An 18,309-nucleotide genomic window follows, 5' to 3' on the forward strand; every position below is an offset into this window, starting at 1 on the left:
ACCCGATCGTGTCGGCCTGTCGGGAACCCCGGCGGCCTCCCGGACGTCACACCTGGTGACGGCGACGGCGTGCCAGGACGCGGGCCCCGTGGAGCGGGGCGGCGTCCGGGCGCCCGACCGGACAGGGCACCATGATCGGAACGCACCTGATCGGAGGTCTCGAGTGACCGGGCTGACGGACGCCGTGGCCGCACTGCTGGCCGCCGTCCCGGCTGCACCCGTCCGGTCACTCCTCGTGATCGCCATCGGCGCCTTCCTCGAGGGCCCGGTCGTCACGGGCGCCGCGGCGGCACTGGCCGGGGCCGGGCAGCTGCCCTGGTGGGGCGTGTGGGTGGCCGCCCTCGCCGCCGACGTCCTCGGCGACACGGTGCTCTACGCGCTCGGCCGGCACGGCGAGCGGCCGCGCGTCGCACGCGTGCTCACCCGGCTCGGGCTGACCGACGCCCGCCGCGCGGCGCTCACCCGCGAGGTCCGCACCCACCTGCCGCGGATCGTGCTCGGCGCGAAGCTCGTCGACATCGGCGCGATCCCCGCCTACCTCGCCGCCGGCCTCGCGAACGTCGGGTACCGGCGGTTCCTCACCTGGATCGTGCCGCTGGCGGCCGCGCGGACCGCGGTCCTGGTCGGGATCGGGTACGCGGCCGGGGACCGGCTGGCCGCCGACCTGGAGTCCCGCCCCTGGCTGCTGCTCGTCGGCGGGCTCGCCGTCGGGATCGCGCTGGTGCTCGGGCGGGTCGCGGTCACCCGGATGACGTCGTCGAAGCAGCGGGTCCGCGTCCGCTGACCCGCTCCACAATCCTGGGGATCCCGCCTCGGGTGCGTTCACACGGGCGAGCCCCGATGCGACGGAAGGACCAGTCGTCCACACCCGTCGGGAGCCGTCGTGAGCGTTCCGCAACACCACCCCGCCTGGTCCCGTCCTGCCGCGGCACGGCACGCCCGGCCCACGGTCCCGCATCTCGGGCTCCGAGTCGTGGCCGCGATGGCGGTCCTCGTCGCCCTATTGGGGTCGACCGCTGTGCTGGCCTACGAGACGGGCCGCCGCTCCGTCGTACCGATCGCGACGCCGGTGTCCGTGCCGGCCGATCCGGTGGCGACCCCGGCACAAGCGGTCCCCGGGCCGGTTCTCGTCGACGGCGACGGCACGCCACTCCCAGCCGACATCGCGAAGTCGGTCCGAATCGTCTACACGGCCATGGACGCCGGTGACCTCGATCCTGTCCACGCCGCGTACTCCGCCGCCGGGTCGGACGACTGGATCGCCACTGAGCAACACCTGGCCAACGCAGCGATCCGGAACGACGTTCTCGCCGCGCTGCGGACCACCCCCGTCCACGACGGAACCACGTACACGTGGTCCGCGGACGGTACCGACGTCGAGTTCGGCTGGTCCTCGCTCGGCGCCGGCACGGGCGCCGGGCTGTTGTCGATCGCCGGCCCGTGGATCGAGGACACCGGGGAGACGTCCGCGGCCGGGACCTCCACGCCGACCACCTCGGCTGTCGAGGAGACGTGGGCTGCGCCGACCGACTGCACCGGGGGCTCGATCGACCAGCCGTCCGAGGGCTACCCGTGCACCGATCCGGCGACCGGGCGCGGAGTGACGTACGACGGCACCGTCGGTGCGCACGGACTGAAGCCCTGCCCGCACGGCACCGAGATCCCGTCCGACCCCAGCGAGCCGACCCGCAATGCCGCCACCGGCGAGATCTGCGGTTGGGACGGCTGACTCCCGCGCCCCGGTCGCCCGGACGCGGGGCCCCGCGGCGGGTCCGCTCCACCGTCCCCACCCCGGCGAGCATGATCTGAGGGCATGAGCCGACGGGTGCACGCGTTCTCCGACGACGCGCTGGGCGACGACGACGCGGTGGGCCTGGCCGACCGCGTCCGCCGCGGCGAGGTCTCCCCGGCCGAGCTCCGCGCCGCCGTCGCCGCACGGGTGGCGCGGGTGGAACCGGAGCTGCACGGCCTGGCGCTGGACCGGACCGCCGAGCCGGTGACGGGCTCCGCGGGAGGGCCGCTCGCGGGCGTCCCGACGCTGGTCAAGGACAACACCGAGGTCCGCGGCTGGCCGTCGACGAACGGGACGACCGCCTACACGGCGACGCCCTCCCGCGAGCACTCCGAGGTCACCCGGCAGCTGCTGGCGACCGGCCTGGACGCCGTCGGGGTGAGCCGGATGCCCGAGTACGGGCTGAACGCCTCCACCGAGTTCGCCGACGCCGAGCCCACCCGCAACCCGTGGGACCCGCGCTACTCGGCCGGGGCGTCGTCGGGCGGGTCGGCCGCCCTGGTCGCCGCGGGCGTGGTGCCGATCGCCCACGCCAACGACGGCGGCGGGTCCATCCGGATCCCGGCCGCGGCCTGCGGGCTGGTCGGGCTCAAGCCGTCGCGGGGGCGGATCGCCCAGAGCGCGAACGGCGCGCGGATGCCGATCGACCTGGTCACCGACGGCGTCGTCTCCCGCTCGGTGCGTGACACCGCCACCTTCCTCGCCGCGGCCGACCGGCACCGTCGCAACCCCTCGCTGCCCCCGGTCGGGCTGGTCGAGGGCCCCGCCCGGCGACGGCTGCGGATCGGCCTGGTGCTCGACTCCCCGACCGGCGCGACCGTCGACGAGGACACCCGCACCCGCCTCGCCGAGGTCGCCGAGCTGCTCGGCAAGCAGGGCCACGAGGTCTCGGGGACGACGACCGGGGTCGGGCAGCGGTTCGTCGACGACTTCCTCGACTACTGGGGGCTGCTCGCGTTCTCCGTGGTCACCGGCGGGCGCTGGCTGCACGGGCGCACGTTCGACCCGGACCGGCTCGACGCCCTCACCCACGGCCTCGCCGACCACTACCGGCACGTCATGGCCCGCACCCCGGTGTTCCTGCACCGGCTGCGCCGCGTCGAGCGGACCTACGCCGAGCTGTTCACCCGGCACGACGTGCTGCTGTCTCCGGTGCTCGCCCACACGCCTCCGGAGATCGGGTGGCTCAGCCCGCGCGTCCCGTTCGACGACCTGCGGGCCCGGCTGCTCGACTACGTCGCGTTCACCCCGCTGTGCAACGTCGCCGGCGCCCCGGCGATCTCGCTGCCCGGCGGCGCCGCCGGCAACGGGCTGCCGGTCGGGGTGCACCTGTCGACGGCGCTCGGCGACGAGCGCACCCTGCTGGAGCTGGCCTTCGCGCTGGAGGCCGACCGGCCGTGGCGCCGGATCCAGGACTGACGTCAGACGTTCCCGCGGCGCTCCTGCTCGCGCTCGATCGCCTCGAAGAGTGCCTTGAAGTTGTCCTTGCCGAAGCCGAGCGAGCCGTGCCGCTCGATGAGCTCGAAGAACACCGTGGGCCGGTCCCCGACCGGCTTGGTGAAGATCTGCAGCAGGTAGCCGTCCTCGTCGCGGTCGACCAGGATCCCGCGCGACTGGAGCTCGGAGATCGGGACGCGGACCTCCCCGATCCGGGCCCGCAGCTCCGGGTCCTCGTAGTAGGCCGCGGGGGTGGCGAGGAACTCGACGCCCCGGGCCCGCAGCACGTCGACGGTGGTGAGGATGTCGTTGGTCGCCAGCGCGAGGTGCTGGGCGCCGGGGCCGCGGTGGAAGTCGAGGTACTCGTCGATCTGCGACCTCCGCCGGCCCGGCGAGGGCTCGTTCAGCGGGAACTTGACCCGGTGGTTGCCGCTGGCGACGACCTTGCTCATCAGCGCGGAGTACTCGGTGGCGATGTCGTCGCCGACGAACTCCGCCATGTTCGTGAAGCCCATGATCCGGCGGTAGAACTCCACCCACTCGTCCATCCGGCCGAGCTCGACGTTCCCGACGACGTGGTCGAGGGCCTGGAAGAGCCGCTTCGGTGCCCCGTCGGGGCGGACCGCCGTGGAGCTGCGGGCGACATAGCCAGGCAGGTACGGGCCGGTGTAGCGGCTGCGGTCGACCAGCGTGTGCCGGGTGTCGCCGTAGGTGGCGATCGCGGCGGTCCGCACGGTGCCGTGCTCGTCGGTCGCGTCGTGCGGCTCGGCCAGGACGGTCGCGCCCTGGGCGCGGGCGTGGGCGATGCAGCGGTCGACGTCGGGGACCTCGAGCGCGATGTCGACGATCCCGTCGCCGTGGACGCGGTGGTGGTCGGCGACGGGGCTGTCCGGGTCGACGGCGCCGCGCAGCTCGAAGCGGACGGCGCCGGAGCGCAGCACGTAGGCGTGGTGGTCGCGGTTGCCGGTCTCCGGGCCCGAGTAGGCGACGAGCTCCATGCCGTAGACGGCCTGGTACAGCAGCGCGGCCTGGGTGGCGTTGCCGACGGCCCAGACGACGGCGTCCCAGCCGGTGACGGGGAACGGGTCGCGGGCCGCGTCGTGCTCGACCAGGCCGACGAGGCGGTGCAGCGACTCGGCGTCGAGCTCGGCGAGCTTCTCGGAGTCGGTGAGGATGTTCATCGCTGTACTCCCTCGATGCCGTTCGACAGGGTGCGTGCGGCGACCCGCTCGGCCGCCGCGACGGTGGTGACGCCGTGCTCGCGGGCGTCGGTGAAGACGGCGGCGAGGGTGTCGCCGATCGCCCGGGTGCGCTCGGCGACCCGCTCGGCGCCCCAGCCGAGGACCTCGCGGCCGACCAGGTGGATCGCGCCGCCCGCGTTCGCGACGAAGTCGGGCGCGTAGGTGATGCCGCGGCGGCGCAGCACCTCGGCGGCGCCGTCGTCGGCGAGCAGGTTGTTCGCCGCACCGGCGACGACCGCGCGCGGCACCGTGGCCGCGGTCGCGGTGGACAGGAGCCCGCCGGTCGCGCACGGGACGAGCACGTCGCACTCGCGGGTCAGCACGTCGGCGGTGCCGATCACCTCGGCGCCGAACGCGTCCGCCGCGGCGGCGCAGCGGTCCGGGTCGACGTCGGTGACGATCAGCTTCGCGCCGGCGTCGGCGGCGAGCCGGGCCACGTCCGCGCCGACGGCGCCGAGGCCCTGGACGAGCACGCGCAGCCCGTCGAGCCCGTCCAGGCCCGCCTCGTCGACCGCGGCGGTGACGGCGGCGAACACGCCGAGCGCCGTCGTCGGGGCGCTGGACCCGGGGCCGCCCGCGGCGACGGAGCGGCCGAAGGCGTGCGGGGTCAGCGCCCGCAGGGTGTCCATGTCGGCGGAGCCGGTGCCGACGTCCGGGCCGGTCGTGTAGTTGCCGCCGAGCAGGTTCAGGTTGGCCGCGTGGAGCTCCAGGATCCGGCGCCAGCCGGCGTCCCCGAGCGACGCGCGCGGGGCGGGCAGGGCGATCACCGACTTGCCGCCACCCATCGGCAGCCCGGCGGCGGCCATCTTCAGCGTCATCGCGCCGGCGAGCCGGCGGGCGTCGGCGACGGCGGCGTCGACATCGGCGTAGACCATCGCGCGGGTGCCGCCGGAGGCCGGGCCGAGCCGCGTGGAGTGCACCCCGATCACGAACCACGCCCCCCGTCTCCGGGTCGTGCCGCACCGAGGTCAGTTCGCCGTCCCACTCCGGCAGAGCCATGCCACGCCTCGTCTCACTCGTCGCTGATGTGCAACGAGGACACTCCCGGCGGCCCTACCTGCGCAACCGGCCCATCACGAGCTGGTCGATCCGGCCAGATCCACGAGGATGCGGCGGCCGACTGCTGGCCGGATCGCCCAGGAGACCGGCGTCACGACGGCGGCCCGCGACCGGCCCAGGTCCAGGCGTAACCCGGGTCCTCCGCCGCGATCCCACCCTCACCCAGCGCCAGCGGACGGAACGTATCGACCATGACCGCCAACTCGTCGAAGAACTCCGCCCCCAACGCCCGCTCCACCGCACCCGGCTGCGGACCGTGGCTGTGCCCACCCGGATGCAACGAGACCGACCCCAGCCCGATCCCCGAACCCTTCCGCGCCTCGTAGTCCCCGCCGCAGTAGAACATCACCTCATCGGAATCCACATTGGAGTGGTAGTACAGCACCGGCACCGCCAACGGGTGATAGTCGACCTTACGCGGCACGAAATTGCACACCACGAAGTTCCCGCCCTCGAACACCTGATGCACCGGCGGCGGCTGATGCACCCGCCCCGTCACCGGCTCGAAATCGGCCACGTCGAACGTGTACGGATACAGACACCCGTCCCACCCGACCACGTCGAACGGGTGATCCGGCACCACGTACCGGGTCCCGGTGATCCCGGACCCGCCCCCGCGGTGCTTGACCAGCACCTCCACATCGGTGCCCTCGACCAGCAACGGCTCCACCGGGCCGTGCAGATCCCGCTCGCAGTACGGCGCATGCTCCAGCAACTGCCCGAACCGCGACAGATACCGCTTCGGCGGCGCGATGTGCGAACTCGCCTCGATCGCGTACAGCCGCAGCGGCTCGGATCCCTCCGGGACCCACCGGTGCGTCGTCGCCCGCGGGAGTACCACGTAGTCCCCCGCGCCGGCCCGCAGCGTGCCGAACACCGTCTCCACCACCGCCGCACCCGACTCGACGTAGACGCACTCGTCGCCCACCGCATTGCGATACAGCGGACTCGCCTCACCGGCGACGACATAGCAGATCCGCACGTCGGCGTTGCCCAGCACCAGCCGCCGCCCCGTCACCGCGTCCACCGCCTTCCAGTCCTGCGCGCCCAGCGAGTGCAACCGCAGGTGCCGCGGGACCAGGGGCCGGTTCTCGCTCAACGACTGGTCGGGCAGCTCCCACGGCGACGCGTCCACGATCGCCGAGGGCACCCCGCGGTGATAGAGCAACGACGAGTCCGAGGAGAACCCCTCCTCCCCCATCAACTCCTCCGCATACAGGCCCCCGTCGGGCCGGCGGTGCTGGGTGTGCCGCTTCGGCGGGACGTCACCGACGCTGCGGTAGTACGCCATCGGAGTGCTCCTCTCCTGAGGGGGCGGCCCGCGCGGTGGCGCGGGCGAGTGCGGCCGCGAGGTCGTCGCGGGTCGGCCGGTGGAGGACGGCGGCGACGTGCGCGTCCGGGCGGACGACCCACACCTCGCCGGGCCGGGCACCGAGCACACCGGTGAGGTCGGCGTGCTCCCCCGCGGCCCCCGGCCGGGATGCACGTTCCGGCCCTGCGGCGGGCCGCAGTGTGCTGCCCGACGGTGGTGACGCCGGTGTGATCGGCAGGGTCGTGGCCGGGCCGGGTGCGGCGGCAGCTGCCGCCGTGGCGGCTCCGGTGTCGGCGCCGGGCGCGGTGAGCAGCAGGAACCCGTCCCGGGCCAGCGCGCGCAGCCGCGTCGTCGTGCCGTCGGGCAGGGTCACCGGGGCGTCGGGGACCAGGATCCCCGGGCCGGCGGGCGGCACCTGCCCGCGCGGCGGGCGTCCGGCGAACGGGCGGGAGCGGTCCGCGGTGGTCAGCGGCGAGCCGACGTACCAGAACGGCTCGGACAGCCGTCCGGAGTCGACGAGCGCGCGGGCCTCCGGATCGGTCGCGGCCCGGGCCAGCACGTCGGCGCGGTGCCGGGCCCGGCCGGGATCGGGTGGGACGAGGAAGTCCATCGTCGCCGTCGTCACCGCGACGTTCTCGACGGCCGCGGCGTGCCGCTCGTCGTGGTAGCTCTCCAGCAGCTCCGCGGGCGCCCGGCCGAACCCCGCCCAGGCGATCTTCCAGGCGGCGTTCTCGGCGTCGGCGACCCCGGAGTTCAACCCGCGCGCCCCGAACGGCGACACCAGGTGCGCGGCGTCCCCGGCCAGCAGCACCCGGCCGCACCGCATCCGGTCCGCGACGCGCGAGTGGAAGCGGTACACCGACGACCACACCAGCTCGTACGGGACGTCGCCCACGACCTGCCGGATGCGGGCGTCGAGCGCGCCGGAGGCGGTCTCGGCGGCGAGGTCGTACCCGGCCGGGACCTGCCAGTCGATGCGGAACGTCGAGTCGGGGCACGGGTGCACGAGCACCTGGCGGCCGGGGTTCCACTCCGGGTCGAAGTGGAAGTGCCGCTCGTCGGCCCGGTGCGGCAGGTCGGCGCGCACGTCGCAGATCAGGAAGCGGTCGTCGAAGCTGTGGCCGTCGAAGGACACCCCGAGCTGCCGGCGCAGATCGTCGCTGCGGGCCCCCGCGCACACGACGGCGTACGAGCCGCGGACCTCCGCACCGCCCGCGCGGACCGCGACCCCGTCCGCGGTCTGCGTGACCGCGGTGACGGGCGCGTCCCACCGCACGTCGACCAGGGGTTCCGCGGCGATGCAGCGGTCGAGCTCCTGCTCGGTGCGGCACTGCGACACGTTGACGAACGGCGGGAAGGGCGACCGTCCGGGGGAGCTGAAGGTCTGGGCGAACAGCTCGCGCCCGCGGTGGTAGGTCCGTGCGGTGGTCCAGGTGACGCCGGCGTCGGCGATCCGGCGGCCCGCCCCGACCGACTCCCACACGTCGAGGACGTCGCGGTGCTGGCAGATCGCCCGGGAGCCGACGGCGTCGCGCCCGGGCCGCCGGTCCAGCACGACCGACGGGACACCCCAGCGGGCGAGCAGCAGCGCCGTCGTCTGGCCGACCGGACCCGCACCGACCACGACGACAGGCTCGTGCCGCCACACGGTCAGGACTCCTGCAGCTGCGCCCAGACCTCCCGGTCGCGTTCGGCCGTCCAGATCACCGGACGCTCGATCCCGGCGAGCTCGTCCCAGAGCCGGGAGACGTCGAAGGGCAGGCAGTGCTCGAAGATCGGCCAGTGCCCGTAGTCGTCGACGAGGGCGGCGTGGGTGGCCTCGAACGCCTGCCGGAGCGTGCCTCCGCGCCGCTGCACCGCGCCGACCTCGTCGATCATGACCTGCAGGAAGTGCCGGGTCTGGGCGATCGCGGCGTCGACCTCGGACCGGCCGCGGCTCACCGCGCCGCGCCCGCCGACGAGCTGCTCGGCGCCGAGCGCCGCCACCGCGTCCAGCGTGCCCGCCGCCCACTCCCGGTGGAACGCGTCGCCGGTGTAGAGCGCGGCCTGGGCCTCGACGAGGTCACCGGCGAACAGGATCCGCTGCCGGGGCAGCCAGGCGGTGATGTCGCCCTCGGTGTGCCCGCGCCCGTGGTGGGCGAGCACGAGCTCGCCGCGGTCGCCGCCCAGGTCGATGGTGAGGCGGTCGGCGAAGGTGAGCGTCGGCCAGGTCAGCCCGGGGACCGAGTCGGCGGACTCGGCCAGCCGCGGCATCCGGGCGAACTCCGACTCCCAGTCCTCCAGACCCCGCTCCGCGACGAGTGCCGCGGTGGTCTCGTGGGCGACGATCGTCTCCGCGTCGAACGCGCTCGCCCCCAGCACGCGGACCGCGTGGTAGTGTGAGAGCACCAGGTAGCGGACCGGTTTGCGGGTGTGCTCCCGCAGCCGCTCCAGCCACTTCCGGGCGGCCACCGGGGTCGCGAGGGCCTCGAAGCAGACCAGGAAGTCCTCGCCCTCGATCGCGCCGATGTTCGGGTCGCCCTCGGCGGTCAGGGCGTAGACGCCGTCGGCGAGCACCTCGAGGGTCTGCTCCTTGGCCGCGGTGTCGGCGGACGAGGCGAACGGCTTGGCCATGGCGGGGACCCTCCGGGACGACACTGAACGGAGATCATCAAACCTTTGAGCATCGGCCACGGTACGGCGCCGGACCCGTGAACACCAGGGTCAGCGGCGCCGGACCCAGTCCTGCTCCTGCGCCGCGGCCGCCAGCTTGGCCAGCAGCCCGTTCAGCGTCGCGAGCTCCTCGGGGGTGAGCAGCCCGGCCCAGTCCGCCTCGCGCCGGTTGTGCGCGCCGAACGTCTCCTCCAGCCGCGCGGTGCCCTCCGCGGTCAGGCCGAGCACCACCGTCCGGCGGTCCCGCGGGTCCCCGGTGCGTTCCACCAGACCGCCCGCCTCCAGCGTCTTGGCCAGCGCGGACACCGCCGCCCGGCTCATCCCGGCCAGCTCCGCGCAGCGCCCCGCCTCCTGTGCCCCGGCCACCCACAGCGCGAACAGCAGGCGGAACGCCGACCAGCTCCAGCCCGCCGGGCGGTGCACGGTCGACTCCAGGTCGTAGACGATCGCGGAGGCGACCCGGTGCAGCATCAGCACCATCGCCATCGCGGACCGGTCGATGCCCGGCATCCGCTCCCCGGCCCGGTCCAGCGCGACCTCGGTGAAGGGCAGGAACCCCTCGGGCACGGGATCGGGACTCGGGGACACGCCCGCGATCGTAGGGTCCGTCGGTGTGAGCACCGATCCCGTGACCCCGGACCCCCGCACGGCGGGACCCGCCGGCGACCTGCGCGGCCGCCCCCGGCCGTCCGGGCCGCCGCGGACCGCGCCGCTGCACCCCGCGGACCTCGACGACGAGCGGGCCGCCCTGCACGCCCGCATCGCGACCGGCCCGCGCCGGTCCCAGGCCCGGGTCCCGCTGGTCGACGACCGGGAGCGGCTGCTCGGTCCGTTCGGGCCGATGCTGTTCTCGCCGCGGATCGGTGACGCCGTCCAGCAGGTCGGCGCGGCCCTCCGCTTCGACGACGACCTCCCGCCGCGGCTGCGGGAGATCGCCGTCCTCGCCGTCGCCGTGCACCACGGCAGCGCCTTCGAGTGGGCGTCGCACGAGGGCCTGGGCCGGGAGACCGGGCTGTCGGGCGGCCAGCTGCAGGCGTTGCTCGACGGCGTCGTCCCGGACGGGCTCGACGACGCCGAGCGGACCGGCCTCGACGTCGTCCGCACGGTGCTCGACACCCGCGACCTCGACGACGACCGGTACACGACGGCCCTGCAGGTACTGGGCCGCGACACCCTGGCCGCGCTGGTGTGGCTGACCGGCTACTACGCGATGCTGGCGAATGCGCTCGCGGTGTTCCGCCCGGAGTGACCGACGCGGGGGTGCGGTGCGGGCCCGTCCCGGGTACACCTGAGGCGACGGACGGAAGGAGCGCGATGGACACCCTGGTCGACGCCTCCGTCGGTGCTGCCATGCACACCTTCCCCAAGACGTGCGGCCCGGCGACCACCGTCGCGGACGCGCACACCTTCTTCGGCAACCCCAAGGTGCACGCCCTGCTGGTCGTCGACGACGGCGTGCTGCTCTCCGTGGTCGAGCGGGCCGATCTCGACGACGCCGACCCCGCCGCACCCGCCGCGCCGTCCGGGACGCTGGCCGGGCGCGTCGTCGCGCCGTCGGCGGACCTGCGGACGGCCTGGGACACGATGACCGCCACCGGGCGGCGCCGGCTCGCCGTCGTCGAGGCCGGACGGCTGGTCGGCCTGCTGTGCCTGAAGCGCACCCGGCGCGGGTTCTGCTCCGACGAGGGCATCCGGGCCCGGATCGACGAGCGCGCCGCCGGTGGAGGAGACCCGGACCACCGGTGAGGCGGCCCACGACCGGGAACGCGGGGGCCGGCCGGGCCCGTTGACCCAGGACGAGTCCGCGACACCGCCGTCGCCGTGCGACGACGAGAGGACCCCGGTGCACCCGGACGCCACCATCACCCTGAACAACGGCACCACGATGCCGCGCCTCGGCTTCGGCGTGTACGAGTCCCGGGACGCCCGCGCCGCGGTGACCGAGGCGCTCGCGCGCGGCTACCGCAGCATCGACACCGCCGCGGTCTACGGCAACGAGACGGCGGTGGGGGCCGCGCTCGCCGGATCCGGCCTGTCCCGGTCCGAGCTGTTCGTGACCGGCACGGTGTGGAACGTCGGCCGCGACCGGGCCGACGCGATCCGCTCCGCGCACGAGAGCCTCGACCGGCTCGGCCTGGACCACGTCGACCTGCTGCTCGTGCACTGGCCGAACGACGAGCTGGAGCCGTGCCTGCGCACCTGGGACGCGATGGAGCAGCTGCTCGCCGACGGCGCGGCCCGCGCGATCGGGGTCTCGAACTTCCGGCCGTCGCACCTGCGCCGGCTGCGCGGCCTCGGCGGGACGACGCCGGCGGTCAATCAGGTCGAACTGCACCCGCACCACCAGCAGCGGGACCTGCACGCGGTGCACGCGGCGCTCGGCATCGTCACCGGCGCGTGGAGCCCGCTCGGCCGCGGCGCGGTCCTCGGCGGGCCCGCCCTGCGGGCGATCGCCGACCGGCACGGCGTCACCCCGGCCCGGGTGGTGCTGCGCTGGCACCTGCAGCGGGGGACCGTCGCGGTGCCGAAGTCCGACACCCCGGAGCGGATCACGGAGAACCGGGACCTGGCAGGCTTCGCCCTGACCGGCGACGAGATGGACGCGGTCGCCGCCCTGGACGTCCCCGGCGGCGCAGGCCGGATCGGCCCGCGCCCCGGCCGCGTCGACCGCCTGGCCGCCTGACCCACCGCCCCCGCACCCCGGTCACCGCACGCCTCAACCACCCCGCCTCCCCGGAGCCAAGGACGCTCACCTGTTCTGTCGGTGCTCACCCGATCGCGCGAGCGACGACACAGCAGGCGAGCGCCACCGGAAACGGCGAGCGCCGGCAGGATCCGTGGGCGCCGGCGGATCCCGTCAAGGCCACCGGATCTGGTGTGCATCGGCAGGACTCGTGAGCGCCGGCAGATCCGGCGAGCGCCACCGGGTCCGGGCAGCACCACCGGAAGCGGTGAGCACCGGGCAGGCCCGCGGACTCCGAGGAATCCCCGCGCTCACCTGTTCCGGCATCGCTCACCCAATCGCGCGAGCGACGACAGAACAGGCGAGCGCCACCGGAAACAGTGAGCGCCGGCAGGACTCGTGAGCGCCGCGCCCCGGATCCCGTGAGCACCAGCACGCCCGCAGACACCGGCCAGTCCCCCGCTCACCTGTTCCGGCAATGCTCACCCGATCGCACGAGCAACGACACAACAGGCGAGCGCCACCGGAAACAGTGAGCGCCGGGAGGCCCGTGGACGCCGACCGATCCCGCCGAGGCCACCGGATCCGGTGAGCACCGGCAGGCCCGCGAGCCGCGGCCCGGATCCCGTGAGCGCCGGCAGCCTCACAGCCTCCGACCGACCCCGCGCTCACCTGTTCCGGCGATGCTCACCTGTTCGGTCGTCGCTCACCCGACCGCGCGAGCGACCACAGAACACGTGAGCGCCGGCGGGTCCGGTGAGAGCCGGCGGGTCCGGTGAGAGCCGGGCCCGGTCCTGCTTCGGCGGGTCCGGTGGGAGCCGGCGGGAGCGGTGGGCGCGGGGCGGTCAGGTGGTCGCGGCCGTCAGGCCTGCGGCTGCGAGGGGCGCGGTGGCCTCCCCGACGGTCGCGAAGCCGTCGCCCCGGGTGTCCCCACGGACGTGCCGCTCGTGGATGCCCTCCGCGATCACCGCGATCTTGAAGTAGGCGAGGCCCCGGTGGAACGACCAGTCCCGAGGCTCCCGCCCGGAGGTGGCGACGTAGCGCTCGACCAGCTCGTCGGCACCCGGCATGCGGGCGCTCGTCGACGCCGCCGACCCGGCCAGCACCGGCGCGAAGACCGGATCGCCGTAGGCCGTGTGCAGCGCGAGGTCGGCGAGCGGGTCGCCGAGGGTCGCCATCTCCCAGTCGACGAGCGCCCGGATCCGGGTCGGGTCGGCGGGATCGAGGATCGCGTTGTCGATGCGGTAGTCGCCGTGCACGACGGCGGCGTCGCTCTCGGCCGGGCAGATCGCGTCCAGCCGGGCGTAGAGGGCCTCGACGTCGCCGAGCTCGCGGGTCTTCACCCGTTCCCACTGCGAGTACCAGCGGTCGACCTGGCGGCGCAGGTACCCGGCCGGCTTCCCGAGCCCGGACACCGCCCCGGTGGTCGCGTCCACCGCGTGCAGCGCCGCGAGCGTGTCGACCAGCGCGAACGCGGTGTCACGGACCTGCCCGTCGGTGTACGCGTCGAGGTCGTCCTCGCTGCGGACCACGACGCCGTCGACGAATCCGGTGAGGGCGAACGGCACGCCGATCACCGACTCGTCGGCCAGTGCGACGGCCGGGGCGACCGGCACCCCGGACCCGGCGAGGGCGGCGACGAACCGGTACTCGCGGCCCATGTCGTGCGCCGACGGGGTGAGGTTCCCCAGCGGCGGGCGGCGGAGCATCCAGACCGACTCGCCGTCGGTGACCCGGTAGGTCAGGTTGGACCGGCCGCCGGAGACCAGCTCCGCGGTGACGCCGCCGCGGTAGCCGTCGACGTGCTCCTTCAGGAAGCCGTCGAGCGCGTGGAGGTCGAGACCGTCGGGGCTCATCGGGTCGCCCGCCCCACGACGCGCTTGGCGATCGACCAGCGGTGGGTCTCCGACGGGCCGTCGTAGATCCGGAACGGGCGCACCTCGCGCAGGAACCGCCCGAGCGGGATGTCCCCCGAGACCCCGAGCGAGCCGCAGAGCTGCAGCGACCGGTCGACGACCCGCCACACGGCCTCCGCGGTGAAGGTCTTCGCGATCGACACCTCCATCCCGGCACTGCGCCCCTGGTCCAGCTCCCAGCAGGCCCGCAGGATCAGGCCGCGCGAGGCGTGCAGGTCGATCTCGTTGTCCGCGACCATCGCCTGCGCCATGCCCAGGTCGGCCAGCCGGGACCCGAACAGCTTCCGGTCCGCGGCCCGGGCGACGGCGATGTCCTGAGCCCGGCGGGCGAGACCCAGCCAGCGCATGCAGTGCGTCATCCGGGCCGGGCCGAGCCGGACCTGGGCGTAGCGGTAGCCCTGGTCGACCTCGCCGAGCACGGCGTCGTCGCCGACCCGGCAGTCGGAGAACTCGACCTCGAGGTGGCCGCCGTAGAGCGACTCGTCCAGCGTCGGGATGTGCCTGCCGATCTTCATCCCCGGGTTGGACGCGTCGACCAGGAACATCGTCGCCCCGCCGCGCTCGCCGGGGACGCCGGCGGTGCGGGCCATGACGATGGCGAACGCCGCGCCGTCGGCACCGGTGATGAACCACTTGTGCCCGTCGATCCGCCAGCCGCCGTCGACCCGGGTGGCGACGGTGGCGAGCGCGTCCGGGCCGGAGCCTGCGCCGGGCGCGGGCTCGGTCATGGCGAAGCAGGAGCGGACGTCGCCGGCGGCCAGCGGGGCCAGGTAGCGGACCTTCTGGTCCTCGGTGGCGATCTGCTCGAGCATGTGGACGTTGCCCTCGTCGGGGGCGGCGATGTTCAGCGCGAGCGGGCCGAGCAGCGAGTAGCCGGCCTCCTCGAACACCGCGGCGCGGGCGCGCATGTCCAGCCCGTGCCCGCCGAACTCGACGGCCGCGTGCGGCGCGAAGACCCCGGCGGCGCGGGCCCCGTCCTGCAGCTCGCGGCGGACGTCCTCGGACGGGACGACGCCGTCGTGCGCCTCCTCGACCGGGATCACCGTCTCCCGGACGAACCGGGACGTGCGCTCGGCGAGCTCGGCCACCTGGGGGTCGAGGGTGAAGTCGACGGCCATGTCTCCTCCTGATGATGATTGGCTAATGGTTATTAGCCACCATCGTCGCAGCTCTGCGCAAGTAGGTGCCGACCCACGTCACATCCGGGCTATACACTGGGAGCCGTGCGGGAGGCGGAGATCCGGGCGGCGGCGCTGGAGCAGTTCGCCGTCCGTGGCTACGAGGCGACGACGATGGCCGACATCGGCGCGGCCGTGGGCATGCGCGGCCCCAGCCTCTACAAGCACGTCAGCTCCAAGCAGGACCTGCTCGCGTCGGTGATCGAGGAGACGATGACCGCGCTGCTCCGCGAGCACGACACGGCCGTGTCCGGTGTGGACGATCCGGTGGAGCGCCTGCGCCGGGCGGTCGACGCGCACGTCCGCTTCCACGCCCGGCACCGGCGCGAGGCGTTCGTCGGGACCCGGGAGCTGCGCAGCCTCGTCGAGCCCCGCCGCTCCGAGGTCGTCGGGCTGCGCACGGAGTACGAGCGGCGCTTCCGGTCCCTGGTCGCCGACGGCACCGACCGCGGCGCGTTCCGGGTGACCGACCCGCGGCTCGCGTCGTACGCGATCCTCGACCTCGGGATGGGGGTCGCGGTGTGGTTCCGGGAGGACTCCGGGCCCACCGAGAACGAGGTGGCCTGGCAGCAGGTGGAGTTCGCGCTCCGCCTGGTCGGCGCGGTCCGGCCCCCGCCCTCACCCCAGTAGGACGACGGCGAGCGCCGCGTCCCGCGGCCGGGTCAGGTCCAGGCCGGTGAGCTGCGCGAACCGGCGGAGCCGGTTCAGCACCGTGTTGCGGTGGCAGTAGAGGACCCCGGCGGCCTCGGACACGCTCCCCGAGTCCAGGTAGGCGTGCGCGGTCGCGCGCAGGAGCACCGCCTCGTCCTCGCGGGCGCCGTCGAGCCCGGACAGCAGCCGCCCGGCCAGCCCGTCGTGCTCGTCGAGGGCGCGGCGGGCCACCAGCGGCCACACGTCGCGCGGCTCGCGCGGGCGGGCCACGTCCGGCGGGAGCAGCCGCGCCATCCGCACCAGCGCCGCGGCCGCGCCGGGCACCGCCGCGAGGCCCGCGACACCGTCGTCGACGACGCAGGCGATGCCCCCGGTGAGCCGGTCGCGCAGCCGCCCGGCCCCGGGCGCTCCGCTCGCCCAGAACGCGACGACGCCGAACTCGACGTCGCGCAGGTGCACACCGGCCGCGCGGGCGGCCCGGCCGCGCAGGGTCGCCGCGTGGTCGGCCAGCGCGGCGCACACCACGAACGCCCCGTCCTCGGACACGCCGAGGCCGGTGGCGAGCCGGGCGTCGCGGTACTCGTCGGCGGGCCCCGCGCCGAACAGCAGGTCGAGCAGGTGCCGCTGCTCGTCGCGCTGCTGCTCGGCCAGGAGTGCCCGCTCGCCGAGGAAGGCGAAGTGCACCTCGCGCGCGTAGGCGTCGACGACCGCCCAGAGCAGGTCGGCCCGCGGGGCGAGTGCCGCCGCGTCCTCGGCCTGTTCCAGCAGGGCCGACCAGAGCACCGGGAAGTCGAGCCGGACGGCACGGACCAGGTCGTCGAGGTCCACTCCCTGGCGGGCGCGCCGGCGACCCAGCCGGTCGGGCAGGTCCCCGAGATCGATCCGGCCGTCGCCGCGGCCGAGCTGGTCGACCAGCAGCGCGAGCGATGCCTCGGCGGTCTCCCGCAGGTCCTCCCGGGTGACGGGCTGGTCGTCGTAGCGCCCCTCGGCGTCGAGCCGGGCCAGGAACGCGGACGCCAGCTCCGGCACCCGCCTGCGCAGCCGCGCCACGGTCCGCGCCCAGGCCGCGTCGGAGTCCACGCGCACCAGCGTGCCAGGTCAGCGTCCGGTGATCTCCCCGGCGGCGAGCCGGCGCACGACCCCGGTCAGCAGCGCGACGCCGGCGAGGAGGTCGTCGTCGCAGGTCAGCTCGCGCTCGTTGTGGCTGATCCCCTCCACGCTCGGCACGAACAGCATCACCGTCGGCACGTGACCGTTGAGGTTGACCGAGTCGTGCCCGGCCACGGTCGACATCGGACGGTGCGACAGCCCGAGCTCGTCGGCCGCGCGGCGGGCCAGCTCGACACCGTCGGCCGGGAACGGCCGGACACCCCAGCCGTGCGAGCCGGCGATCTCGACCCCGACCCGCGCGGACTCCTCGATACCCGGGACCCGCTCGTGCAGCAGCGCGTCGGCGCGGGCGAGCAGGGCCTCGTCGGGGCTGCGCAGGTCGAGGTTGAGCGTGACCTCGCGGGCCACGGTCACCGGGCTGTTCGGCTCGACGGCCATCCGGGACACCGACGTGTGCAGCGGCGCCCCCTCGGTGCCCAGCTCGTCGGACAGGGTGCGGGCGAGCACCACGAGCTGCGCGGCCCCGAGCAGGGCGTCGCGCCGGTCGGGCATGGGCGTGGACCCGGTGTGCGACTGGTCCCCGACCACGCGGAGGTCGTACTTGCGGGCCGCCCAGGTGTCGGCGACCAGGCCGACCGTCGTGCCGGTCCCGTCCAGCTCCCGGCCCTGCTCGATGTGGATCTCGGCGTAGGCGGCGACGTCGGCGAGCACCGGGGCACCGGTGCCGGTGTGGCCCATCTCGGCCAGCCGGTCGCCGACCCGGACCCCGGCCGGGTCCCGGGTGTCGAGCGCCGCGGCGGGATCGAGCAGGCCGGTGAACACGGCGCTGCCGAACATGCTCGGCGTGAACCGCGACCCCTCCTCGTTGAACCAGTTGACGACGGCGAGGTTGTGCACGGCACCGCCCGCGCCGGCCCGGTCGAGCACCGCGTACGCGGCGGCCAGCACGCCGTACGCGCCGTCGAACCGCCCGCCCCGGGGCTGGCTGTCCAGGTGCGACCCGGCCAGCACCCACGGGGCGCCCGGGACGAGCTCCAGCAGCCCGAACTGGTTGCCCACCTCGTCGTACCGGACGGTCAGGCCGTGCCCGGTCAGCCACCGCTCGAACCACGCGCGCTGCGCCTCGTCGGCGTCCGACGCGGCCTCGCGGTGCACCCCGCCCCGCTCGGTCGCGCCGAAGGCCGACAGGGTCGCGAAGTCGTCCAGGAAACCGCCGCCGGTGGTCATGCGCCCATCGCAGCACGCGTCCACGGGGCCGGTCATCGGACCGCCGCCCCC

General features: G+C 74.8%; 17 protein-coding genes. 7 read left to right on the forward strand and 10 right to left on the reverse strand.

Annotated elements, in window-relative coordinates; translation table 11 throughout:
* Positions 1–163: 163 nt before the first annotated feature.
* From Ae150APs1_RS14385 to Ae150APs1_RS14395, 3 genes are all read left to right on the forward strand, one after another.
* The gene (locus Ae150APs1_RS14385; protein WP_075298112.1) at positions 164–784 is read left to right on the forward strand and encodes a VTT domain-containing protein; all 621 of its coding nucleotides are present in this window, start codon (positions 164–166) and stop codon (positions 782–784) included.
* 99 nt (positions 785–883) lie between these two features.
* Positions 884–1,729: a hypothetical protein gene (locus tag Ae150APs1_RS14390; protein ID WP_139316912.1), complete on the forward strand. Its 846-nt coding sequence runs from the start codon at positions 884–886 to the stop codon at positions 1,727–1,729.
* A gap of 84 nt (positions 1,730–1,813) precedes the next feature.
* A complete protein-coding gene (locus tag Ae150APs1_RS14395; RefSeq protein ID WP_075298116.1) occupies positions 1,814–3,211 on the forward strand; it encodes an amidase in 1,398 nt (465 codons plus the stop codon).
* Positions 3,212–3,213: 2 nt separating this feature from the next.
* On the opposite strand, the gene hppD is transcribed toward Ae150APs1_RS14395, so the two are convergent.
* The 6 genes from hppD to Ae150APs1_RS14425 form a co-directional block, all read right to left on the reverse strand.
* Entirely contained in the window at positions 3,214–4,410 is a 1,197-nt protein-coding gene (gene hppD, locus Ae150APs1_RS14400; protein ID WP_075298118.1) for a 4-hydroxyphenylpyruvate dioxygenase, read from the reverse strand.
* Positions 4,407–5,399, reverse strand: a complete 993-nt coding sequence (locus Ae150APs1_RS14405; RefSeq protein ID WP_212567210.1) for a Glu/Leu/Phe/Val dehydrogenase dimerization domain-containing protein — start codon at positions 5,397–5,399, stop codon at positions 4,407–4,409. Before Ae150APs1_RS14405 ends, hppD begins: the two co-directional genes overlap by 4 nt.
* Before the next feature lie 221 nt (positions 5,400–5,620).
* Entirely contained in the window at positions 5,621–6,820 is a 1,200-nt protein-coding gene (locus Ae150APs1_RS14410; RefSeq protein WP_075298120.1) for a cupin domain-containing protein, read from the reverse strand.
* Positions 6,795–8,489 (reverse strand): FAD-dependent monooxygenase, encoded by a 1,695-nt coding sequence (locus tag Ae150APs1_RS14415; protein ID WP_075298122.1) that lies wholly within the window; start codon positions 8,487–8,489, stop codon positions 6,795–6,797. Before Ae150APs1_RS14415 ends, Ae150APs1_RS14410 begins: the two co-directional genes overlap by 26 nt.
* 2 nt (positions 8,490–8,491) lie before the next feature.
* Entirely contained in the window at positions 8,492–9,454 is a 963-nt protein-coding gene (locus tag Ae150APs1_RS14420) for an MBL fold metallo-hydrolase (protein ID WP_075298124.1), read from the reverse strand.
* Positions 9,455–9,544: 90 nt separating this feature from the next.
* Positions 9,545–10,081: a MarR family transcriptional regulator gene (locus Ae150APs1_RS14425; RefSeq protein ID WP_029239147.1), complete on the reverse strand. Its 537-nt coding sequence runs from the start codon at positions 10,079–10,081 to the stop codon at positions 9,545–9,547.
* 25 nt (positions 10,082–10,106) lie between these two features.
* On the opposite strand from Ae150APs1_RS14425, the gene Ae150APs1_RS14430 reads away from it, so the two are divergent.
* The 3 genes from Ae150APs1_RS14430 (at position 10,107) to Ae150APs1_RS14440 (ending at position 12,176) form a co-directional block, all read left to right on the forward strand.
* Positions 10,107–10,742: a carboxymuconolactone decarboxylase family protein gene (locus tag Ae150APs1_RS14430; RefSeq protein WP_139323985.1), complete on the forward strand. Its 636-nt coding sequence runs from the start codon at positions 10,107–10,109 to the stop codon at positions 10,740–10,742.
* 65 nt (positions 10,743–10,807) lie between these two features.
* Positions 10,808–11,239, forward strand: a complete 432-nt coding sequence (locus Ae150APs1_RS14435) for a CBS domain-containing protein (protein WP_060574643.1) — start codon at positions 10,808–10,810, stop codon at positions 11,237–11,239.
* Positions 11,240–11,378: 139 nt separating this feature from the next.
* Positions 11,379–12,176: an aldo/keto reductase gene (locus Ae150APs1_RS14440; RefSeq protein WP_075302103.1), complete on the forward strand. Its 798-nt coding sequence runs from the start codon at positions 11,379–11,381 to the stop codon at positions 12,174–12,176.
* Between the two features lie 845 nt (positions 12,177–13,021).
* Here the strand turns inward: Ae150APs1_RS14440 and Ae150APs1_RS14445 are convergent.
* Positions 13,022–14,032, reverse strand: coding sequence for a phosphotransferase family protein (locus Ae150APs1_RS14445; protein ID WP_075298126.1), 1,011 nt, complete (start codon positions 14,030–14,032; stop codon positions 13,022–13,024).
* On the reverse strand, positions 14,029–15,210 hold the full coding sequence (locus tag Ae150APs1_RS14450; RefSeq protein WP_075298128.1) for an acyl-CoA dehydrogenase family protein: 1,182 nt from the start codon (positions 15,208–15,210) through the stop codon (positions 14,029–14,031). The genes Ae150APs1_RS14445 and Ae150APs1_RS14450 overlap by 4 nt, the downstream gene beginning before the upstream one ends.
* Positions 15,211–15,315: 105 nt before the next feature.
* Here Ae150APs1_RS14450 and Ae150APs1_RS14455 point away from each other — a divergent pair, with 105 nt between their 5' ends.
* Positions 15,316–15,900, forward strand: a complete 585-nt coding sequence (locus tag Ae150APs1_RS14455; protein ID WP_060574640.1) for a TetR/AcrR family transcriptional regulator — start codon at positions 15,316–15,318, stop codon at positions 15,898–15,900.
* Here the strand turns inward: Ae150APs1_RS14455 and Ae150APs1_RS14460 are convergent.
* The gene (locus Ae150APs1_RS14460) at positions 15,889–17,001 is read right to left on the reverse strand and encodes a helix-turn-helix domain-containing protein (RefSeq protein ID WP_075298130.1); all 1,113 of its coding nucleotides are present in this window, start codon (positions 16,999–17,001) and stop codon (positions 15,889–15,891) included. The two genes, Ae150APs1_RS14455 and Ae150APs1_RS14460, sit on opposite strands and share 12 nt — an antisense overlap.
* Before the next feature lie 18 nt (positions 17,002–17,019).
* The gene (locus tag Ae150APs1_RS14465; RefSeq protein WP_083680133.1) at positions 17,020–18,258 is read right to left on the reverse strand and encodes a M20 family metallo-hydrolase; all 1,239 of its coding nucleotides are present in this window, start codon (positions 18,256–18,258) and stop codon (positions 17,020–17,022) included.
* Positions 18,259–18,309: the final 51 nt, after the last annotated feature.

Source organism: Pseudonocardia sp. Ae150A_Ps1 (assembly GCF_001932315.1).
Taxonomy (GTDB): Bacteria; Actinomycetota; Actinomycetes; order Mycobacteriales; family Pseudonocardiaceae; genus Pseudonocardia.

Coding starts and splice junctions, on each gene's coding strand:
- Ae150APs1_RS14395 (WP_075298116.1), top strand. CDS start 1,814: ATGAGCCGACGGGTGCACGCGTTCTCCGACGACGCGCTGGGCGACGAC.
- hppD (WP_075298118.1), bottom strand. CDS start 4,410: ATGAACATCCTCACCGACTCCGAGAAGCTCGCCGAGCTCGACGCCGAG.
- Ae150APs1_RS14410 (WP_075298120.1), bottom strand. CDS start 6,820: ATGGCGTACTACCGCAGCGTCGGTGACGTCCCGCCGAAGCGGCACACC.
- Ae150APs1_RS14420 (WP_075298124.1), bottom strand. CDS start 9,454: ATGGCCAAGCCGTTCGCCTCGTCCGCCGACACCGCGGCCAAGGAGCAG.
- Ae150APs1_RS14435 (WP_060574643.1), top strand. CDS start 10,808: ATGGACACCCTGGTCGACGCCTCCGTCGGTGCTGCCATGCACACCTTC.
- Ae150APs1_RS14440 (WP_075302103.1), top strand. CDS start 11,379: ATGCCGCGCCTCGGCTTCGGCGTGTACGAGTCCCGGGACGCCCGCGCC.
- Ae150APs1_RS14445 (WP_075298126.1), bottom strand. CDS start 14,032: ATGAGCCCCGACGGTCTCGACCTCCACGCGCTCGACGGCTTCCTGAAG.
- Ae150APs1_RS14450 (WP_075298128.1), bottom strand. CDS start 15,210: ATGGCCGTCGACTTCACCCTCGACCCCCAGGTGGCCGAGCTCGCCGAG.
- Ae150APs1_RS14465 (WP_083680133.1), bottom strand. CDS start 18,258: ATGACCACCGGCGGCGGTTTCCTGGACGACTTCGCGACCCTGTCGGCC.